7 protein-coding genes are annotated in these 6,437 nt (G+C 70.5%); 1 reads left to right on the forward strand and 6 read right to left on the reverse strand.

Going from position 1 to position 6,437, the window contains the following annotated elements; translation table 11 throughout:
• The 3 genes from dnaG to dusB form a co-directional block, all read right to left on the reverse strand.
• On the reverse strand, positions 1-1,103 hold a 1,103-nt coding region (gene dnaG / locus RIF89_RS09810; protein ID WP_309068932.1), incomplete at its 3' end, for a DNA primase.
• On the reverse strand, positions 1,103-2,470 hold the full coding sequence (locus RIF89_RS09815; protein ID WP_309068937.1) for a deoxyguanosinetriphosphate triphosphohydrolase: 1,368 nt from the start codon (positions 2,468-2,470) through the stop codon (positions 1,103-1,105). The genes RIF89_RS09815 and dnaG, both read right to left, overlap by 1 nt.
• A gap of 4 nt (positions 2,471-2,474) precedes the next feature.
• On the reverse strand, positions 2,475-3,629 hold the full coding sequence (gene dusB / locus RIF89_RS09820; protein WP_309068933.1) for a tRNA dihydrouridine synthase DusB: 1,155 nt from the start codon (positions 3,627-3,629) through the stop codon (positions 2,475-2,477).
• A 91-nt stretch (positions 3,630-3,720) separates the two neighbouring features.
• Between dusB and RIF89_RS09825 the strand changes: the two genes are divergently transcribed.
• Positions 3,721-4,221: a glutathione peroxidase gene (locus tag RIF89_RS09825; RefSeq protein ID WP_375294465.1), complete on the forward strand. Its 501-nt coding sequence runs from the start codon at positions 3,721-3,723 to the stop codon at positions 4,219-4,221.
• Positions 4,222-4,246: 25 nt separating this feature from the next.
• Here RIF89_RS09825 and RIF89_RS09830 read toward each other — a convergent pair whose 3' ends face one another.
• The 3 genes from RIF89_RS09830 to recO form a co-directional block, all read right to left on the reverse strand.
• On the reverse strand, positions 4,247-4,984 hold the full coding sequence (locus RIF89_RS09830) for a DsbA family oxidoreductase (protein ID WP_309068934.1): 738 nt from the start codon (positions 4,982-4,984) through the stop codon (positions 4,247-4,249).
• A gap of 13 nt (positions 4,985-4,997) precedes the next feature.
• A complete protein-coding gene (locus RIF89_RS09835) occupies positions 4,998-5,801 on the reverse strand; it encodes an isoprenyl transferase (RefSeq protein ID WP_309068935.1) in 804 nt (267 codons plus the stop codon).
• On the reverse strand, positions 5,798-6,437 hold a 640-nt coding region (gene recO, locus RIF89_RS09840; RefSeq protein ID WP_309068936.1), incomplete at its 5' end, for a DNA repair protein RecO. The genes recO and RIF89_RS09835, both read right to left, overlap by 4 nt.

A 6,437-nucleotide genomic window follows, 5' to 3' on the forward strand; every position in this document is an offset into this window, starting at 1 on the left:
TCGAGCAGGCCGCGCACGGCGCCGTCGCCCCGCTGCAGGCGCAGGTCGCACGGGTCCAGCCCGTCCGGCGCGATCGCCACATACGTCTGGGCGTTGAAACGGCCGTCCTCCGCGAAGGCCCGGATGGCGGCCTTCTGGCCGGCCTCGTCGCCGTCGAAGGTGAAGACGACCTCGCCGGATGCCGACTCGTCGCCCATCACACGCCTCAGCACCGTGACGTGCTCGGAGCCGAAGGCCGTGCCGCACGTCGCGATCGCGGTCGTGACCCCCGCCAGGTGGCACGCCATGACGTCGGTGTACCCCTCGACCACCACCACGCGCTTCGGGTCGCCGCGGGAGATGTCGCGCTTGGCGAGGTCGAGACCGTACAGCACCTGTGCCTTCTTGTAGATCGGCGTCTCGGGTGTGTTCAGGTACTTCGGACCCTGGTCGTCGTCATAGAGCTTGCGTGCCCCGAAGCCGATCGTCTGGCCCGTGACGTCGCGGATCGGCCACACCAGCCGGCCGCGAAAGCGGTCGTAGACGCCGCCGCGCTGGTTGGTGGAGACCAGGCCGGCGGTGGTGAGCTCCTCGCGCGAGAAGCCCTGCGCGGTGAGGGCCTTGAGCATCGCGTCCCAGCCCTTGGGCGCATAGCCCACGCCGAAGTGCGCCGCGGCTCCCGCGTCGAAGCCGCGCTCCCCCAGGAACCGCCGGGCAGGCTCGGCCTCCGGGGACACGAGCTGCGCGCGGAAGAACTCCGCCGCGGCCGCGTTCGCGGCGAACAGGCGGGAGCGGCCGCTCGTCTCGGGCGCGGGCCCGCCGTCCTCGTAATGCAGCGTGTAGCCGATGCGGGCTGCGAGGCGCTCGACCGCCTCGGTGAAGGTGACGTGGTCCATCTCCCGCAGGAACGTGTACACGTCACCCGACTCACCACAGCCGAAGCAGTGGTAGTAGCCGACCTGCGGCCGCACGTGGAAGCTCGGGCTCTTCTCGTCGTGGAACGGGCACAGGCCCTTGAGGGATCCCACGCCCGCGGAACGCAGAGCCACGCGCTCGCCGACGATATCGGCGATGTTCGTGCGCGCCTTGACCTCCTCGACGTCGGCCTGGCGGATGCGGGGCATCAGTCGGCCCCGACGCGCACCGGCTGTGGCGCGGCGACGGCGCGCGGGCGACCGCCCGGGCGCGCGTGACGCGGCGTCCAGATGCCGACCTCTGCCGGATCGATCTCCCCCACGAGTCGGTTATGCCAGTCGATCGCCGTCTGGTCGGTCAGGCTCGCCACCTGGTCCACGACGACACGGGCGCGTTGCGCGTCGGTCTCGGCCGCGTGGAAGTCGGCCGCGAAGGCGGGCTCGAACACCTCGCCGCCGGCCGACCACAGCGTGTCGGTCGACAGCAGCGCATCCGCGAGGCGCTTGAGCACGCGGCGCTGCTCCTTGTAGACGCCCTTGCGTGCCTCGATCGTCACGATGGAGGATCCCATCACGCCCTTCAGCACCGCGATCTCGACGTCGATGACGCGCGGCACGACGACATGCGCGTTGTAGCGCGCGAGCGACGGTCCGGCGTAGGCCTCGCGCGTCGCCGCGACCGCCGCACGCGCGAAACGGCCGATCAGGTCGCTCGTGAGGTTCTTCAGACGCGCCAGGTCCTGACGTGACCGGTCGAACGACCGCAGCCACATGGGCTGCCGCGTCAGGCGATACAGGCCGTCCGCGAGTTCCTCGCGCGAGTAGTCGTAGCCCACCCACTGCTGGATCTTGCCGATCAGCGGATGGTGCTGCACGGGATCCGCGAGCGCCTCGAGATCGATGTAGCCGTTCACGACGGCGTCCTCGAAGTCGTGCACCGAGTACGCGATGTCGTCGGAGAGGTCCATGACCTCGGCCTCGATGCATCGCAGCCGCCCGGGGGCGCCGTCCCGCATCCAGTGGAACACGGCCTCGTCCTCCGGGTACACGCCGAACTTCAGACGTCCGCCGGGGTCGGGCACGGGGTTGTCCACCGTCCAGGGGTACTTGCACGTGGCGTCAAGGCTCGCGCGGGTCAGGTTGAGCCCGACGGAGTGGTCACGATCGTCGAGCACCTTCGCCTCGAGCCGGGTCAGGATGCGCAGCGACTGCGCGTTGCCCTCGAAGCCACCGATGTGGTCCGCCCACTCGTTGAGCGCCCGCTCGCCGTTGTGCCCGAACGGCGGGTGACCGAGGTCGTGACTCAGGCACGCCGTGTCGACGACGTCCGCAGACAGCCCGAGCGAGTTCGCGAGCTCACGACCGATCTGCGCCACCTCGAGCGAATGCGTGAGGCGGTTGCGCGCGAAGTCCGCCGAGCTGGCGGGGCTCAGCACCTGCGTCTTCGCCGCCAGGCGGCGCAAACCCGCCGAGTGCAGCACGCGCGCGCGGTCCCGCGCGAAGTCGTCCCGCTCCGAGCGGTGCCTCTCTGCGAAGAAGCGCTCGGCGTCGCCCTCCCGATAGCCGTCGGGGCGCATGCCGTCAGCCACCACTGGTGTCCAACTCCGCTCCCTGGAGCTCGCAGCTCGCGTCCTCGCCGATCTCGCGCGAGTCGAGCCAGCCCTGCGGCAGCACGGGGCGCTTGGGCGAACCGGCGCGGCCGCGCTGCCCCTCGGCGGCGGCACCCGGGTAGGGCGCGTCGTGGTCGAGCTGCGCCAGCAGGTCGTCGATCTCGGCGAGGCTGGACGCGGTCGCGAGGCTCGCCCGCAGGTCTCCGCCGACCGGGTACCCCTTGAAGTACCACGCGACGTGCTTGCGGATGTCGCGGCAGCCGCGATCCTCGTCCTCGAAGAACTCCACGAGCAGCTCGGCATGACGGCGGAAGCCACGCGCGACGAACCCGAGGTCCGCGTCGACGACCGGCGCATCGGCGCCGAACGCGGCGGCCAGTTCGCCGAACAGCCACGGCCGCCCCAGGCAGCCGCGCCCCACGACGACACCGTCGCATCCGGTCTCGTCCATCATCCGCACCGCGTCGGCGGCGCTCCAGATGTCGCCGTTGCCGAGCACCGGGATGCTCGTGACGGTCTCCTTGAGCTTCGTGATCGCCGACCAGTCGGCCGTGCCCGAGTAGAACTCTGCGGCCGTGCGCGCGTGCAGCGCGACCGCCGCAGCGCCGGCGCCCTCCGCGATCCTGCCCGCCTCGAGGTACGTGAGGTGATCCGCGTCGATGCCCTTGCGCATCTTGACCGTGACGGGGACGTCGCCTGCGGCCTTGACCGCGCCCTCCACGATGTCGCGGAACAGCCCCGTCTTCCACGGCAGCGCCGAGCCGCCGCCCTTGCGCGTCACCTTGGGCACGGGGCAGCCGAAGTTGAGGTCGATGTGATCGGCGCGGTCCTCCTCCGCGATGATCCGCGCGGCCTCGGCCGTCACGACGGGGTCGACGCCGTACAGCTGGATCGATCGCGGCGTCTCGGACTCGTGGTGCCGGATGAGCCGCATGGTCGTCTCGTTGCGCTCCACGAGCGCGCGCGTCGTGATCATCTCGCTGACATACAGCCCGGCACCGTACTCGCGGCACAGCCGGCGGAACGCCGTGTTCGTGATCCCCGCCATGGGCGCGAGGACGACCGGGACGTCGAGGTCGATCGTGCCGATGCGCAGCGCGCGGGGCCGGGTCAGAACGGAGGTCACGGATCCATTCTCACAGAATCGGCATGGGCGATCGCCGAGCGCCGTAGCCTGTTGAGAGCACGCGATCCCCCAGTGAACGGAGCGAGTCGAAGTGGACACCACAGAGCTGCCCCCTGTGCGCGAGATCCCGTTCGCGGATGCCTCCGGCGCGGAGCGGACGCTGTCCGAGTTCGACGGCCCCGTGCTGGTCGTCAACGTGGCGTCGAAATGCGGCCTCGCGCCGCAGTACGAGCAGCTCGAGCAGCTGCAGCGCACGTACGGCGACCGGGGCTTCACGGTCGTCGGATTCCCCTGCAACCAGTTCATGGGCCAGGAACCGGGCTCGATGGAGCAGATCCTCGAGTACTGCTCGACGACGTGGGGCGTCACGTTCCCCGTGAACGACAAGGTCAAGGTCAACGGCCCGAAGGCGCACCCGCTCTACAAGGCGCTCAAGAAGACGCAGGACTCCCACGGCAAGGCCGGCCGCGTGGCGTGGAACTTCGAGAAGTTCCTCGTGCTGCCCGACGGCACCGTCGCACGATTCAGGCCCCAGCAGAAGCCGGACGACCCGGAGATCGTCGGCCGGATCGAGGCCGCGCTCGCGCGCTGATCCGACCCTGCCGTAGGCCTGCGGATCAGAGCGCCGCGGCGCGGTGCTCTGCCCAGACCTGGCGGGCGACCTGCGTGAAGGCCTCCGCCGGCTGGGCGCCGCTGACGCCGTACTGGCCGTCGATCACGAAGAACGGCACGCCGTTGATGCCGTAGGCGCGGGCCTGCGCCTGATCCTGGCGCACGGCGGGAAGGAACTCGTCGTTCTCCAGCGCGTCGCGCGCCGCGGCCTCGTCCAGCCCGACCGATCCGGCGAGCTCGACGAGCTCGTCGATGCGGCCGACATGGCGGCCCTCGACGAAGTACGCCGACAGCAGGCGCTCCTTCATCTCGAGCTGCTTGCCGTGCTGCTTGGCGAAGTGCACGAGCTCGTGCGCCTTGACCGTGTTCGTGTGCTGCTGCAGGTCGAAGCGGTAGTGCAGGCCGGCCTGGTCCTTCGCGATCTGCGCGACCCGCTCGTTCATCTGCTGCGCCTGCTCGCGCGTGACGCCCTTGTGCTGCGCGAGGAAGTCCGCGCTCGACCCGTCGAAGTCGACGGGCGTATCGGGCGACAGCTCGAACGAGTGATACGTGATCTCGACCCGCGGGGCGTCCTCATCCTGAGCCGCGGCGGCGAGGCCGTTCTCGAGGTTGCGCTTGCCGATGTAGCACCACGGGCAGGCGATGTCGCTCCAGACGTCGATCCGGATGGGGGCAGGCGTAGCGGTCTCGTCGGTCACGTCAGGGACAACGCCGCCCGCGTCGAGATATTCCGGATCCGTCATGCAACGGAGGCCGTCATGCACTCGTCGGCGTGTCGATCGCGCCGCCGAAGCGCCGCTCCCGCCCGAGATACAAATCGATCGCATGCCACAGGTCGGTGCGACTGAAGTCGGGCCAGAGCGTGTCGAGGAAGACCATCTCGGCGTAGGCCGCCTGCCACAGCAGGAAATTCGACGTGCGCTGCTCGCCGCTCGAGCGCACGAACAGGTCGACGTCGGGCATATCGGGCACGTAGAAGTGCCGCCGCAGCGCCTTCTCGGAGATGCCGGAGGGCTTGAGCCTGCCGGCGGCGACCTCCTCGGCCAGCGCCCGCACGGCGTCGACGATCTCGTTGCGCCCTCCGTAGTTGATGCACATCGTGAGCGTGAGTCCGTCGTTGCCTGCCGTGAGCTGCTCGGCGTGCTTCAGCTCCTTGATCACCGAACCCCACAGGCGCGGTGTGCGCCCCGCCCACCGGATGCGCACGCCCCACTCGTTGAGCTGATCGCGGCGGCGATGCAGCACGTCGCGGTTGTAGCCCATCAGGAACCGCACCTCGTCGGGCGAGCGACGCCAGTTCTCGGTCGAGAACGCGTACACGGAGAGGTGCTTCACGCCGGCCTGGATCGCGCCGGCGACCACGTCGAGCAGCACCTCCTCCCCCGCCTTGTGCCCCTCGATGCGGCTCAGGCCGCGACGATTCGCCCAGCGACCGTTGCCGTCCATCACGATTGCGACGTGCGCGGGCGCATCCGTGCCGTAGTCGGGAGCCTGAAGCCCCGTCCAGTCCAGCGGGCGATACGGCACCGCGTCGCGGTGCGTGTAGGGCTTGGGCGTCATCGGGCTCCCTGGCTGGTCGAGGTCTGCGACAGCGCGCGCAGGCCGCGCTCCATCGTCCACTGCACGTAGGCCGACACGAGACCGGACGCCTGTGAGGCGTCGCGCGCGGACGCCGCGTCCACGACCTCCCAGTCGCCCGCCAGCAGCGCGCGCAGCAGCGCCAGCACGGACGCGCTGACGTGCGGCGTGCCGGGCGGCGCGCACGCGGTGCACACCACGCCGCCGAGCTGCGCGAGGAACTGATCGTGCGGCCCGGCCGCGCCGCACCGCGCGCAGTCGTCGAGGGCGGGCGCCCATCCCGCCAGCGACAGCGATCGCAGCAGATACGAGTCGAGCGTGTGCCGGGGCGCGTGCTCGCCGCGGGACAGCGAGCGCAGCGCGCCGACGAGCAGGTAGTACTGGTTCGGCGCGGGCTCGTCGTGCGTCAGGCGATCAGCCGACTCGGCCATGGCGCACGCCGCCGTATACCGGTCGTAGTCGGCCGCGATGTCGGCGCCGTAGGCGCCCAGCGACTCGGCCTGCTGGACGATGTCGAGACTGCGACCGGCGTACAGCTGCAGGTCGGCGACCATGAACGGCTCCAGCCGCGAGCCGAAGCGCGACGACGTGCGCCGCACGCCCTTCGCGACCGCGCGC

Source organism: Microbacterium sp. (assembly GCF_031178525.1).
Taxonomy (GTDB): domain Bacteria; phylum Actinomycetota; class Actinomycetes; order Actinomycetales; family Microbacteriaceae; genus Microbacterium.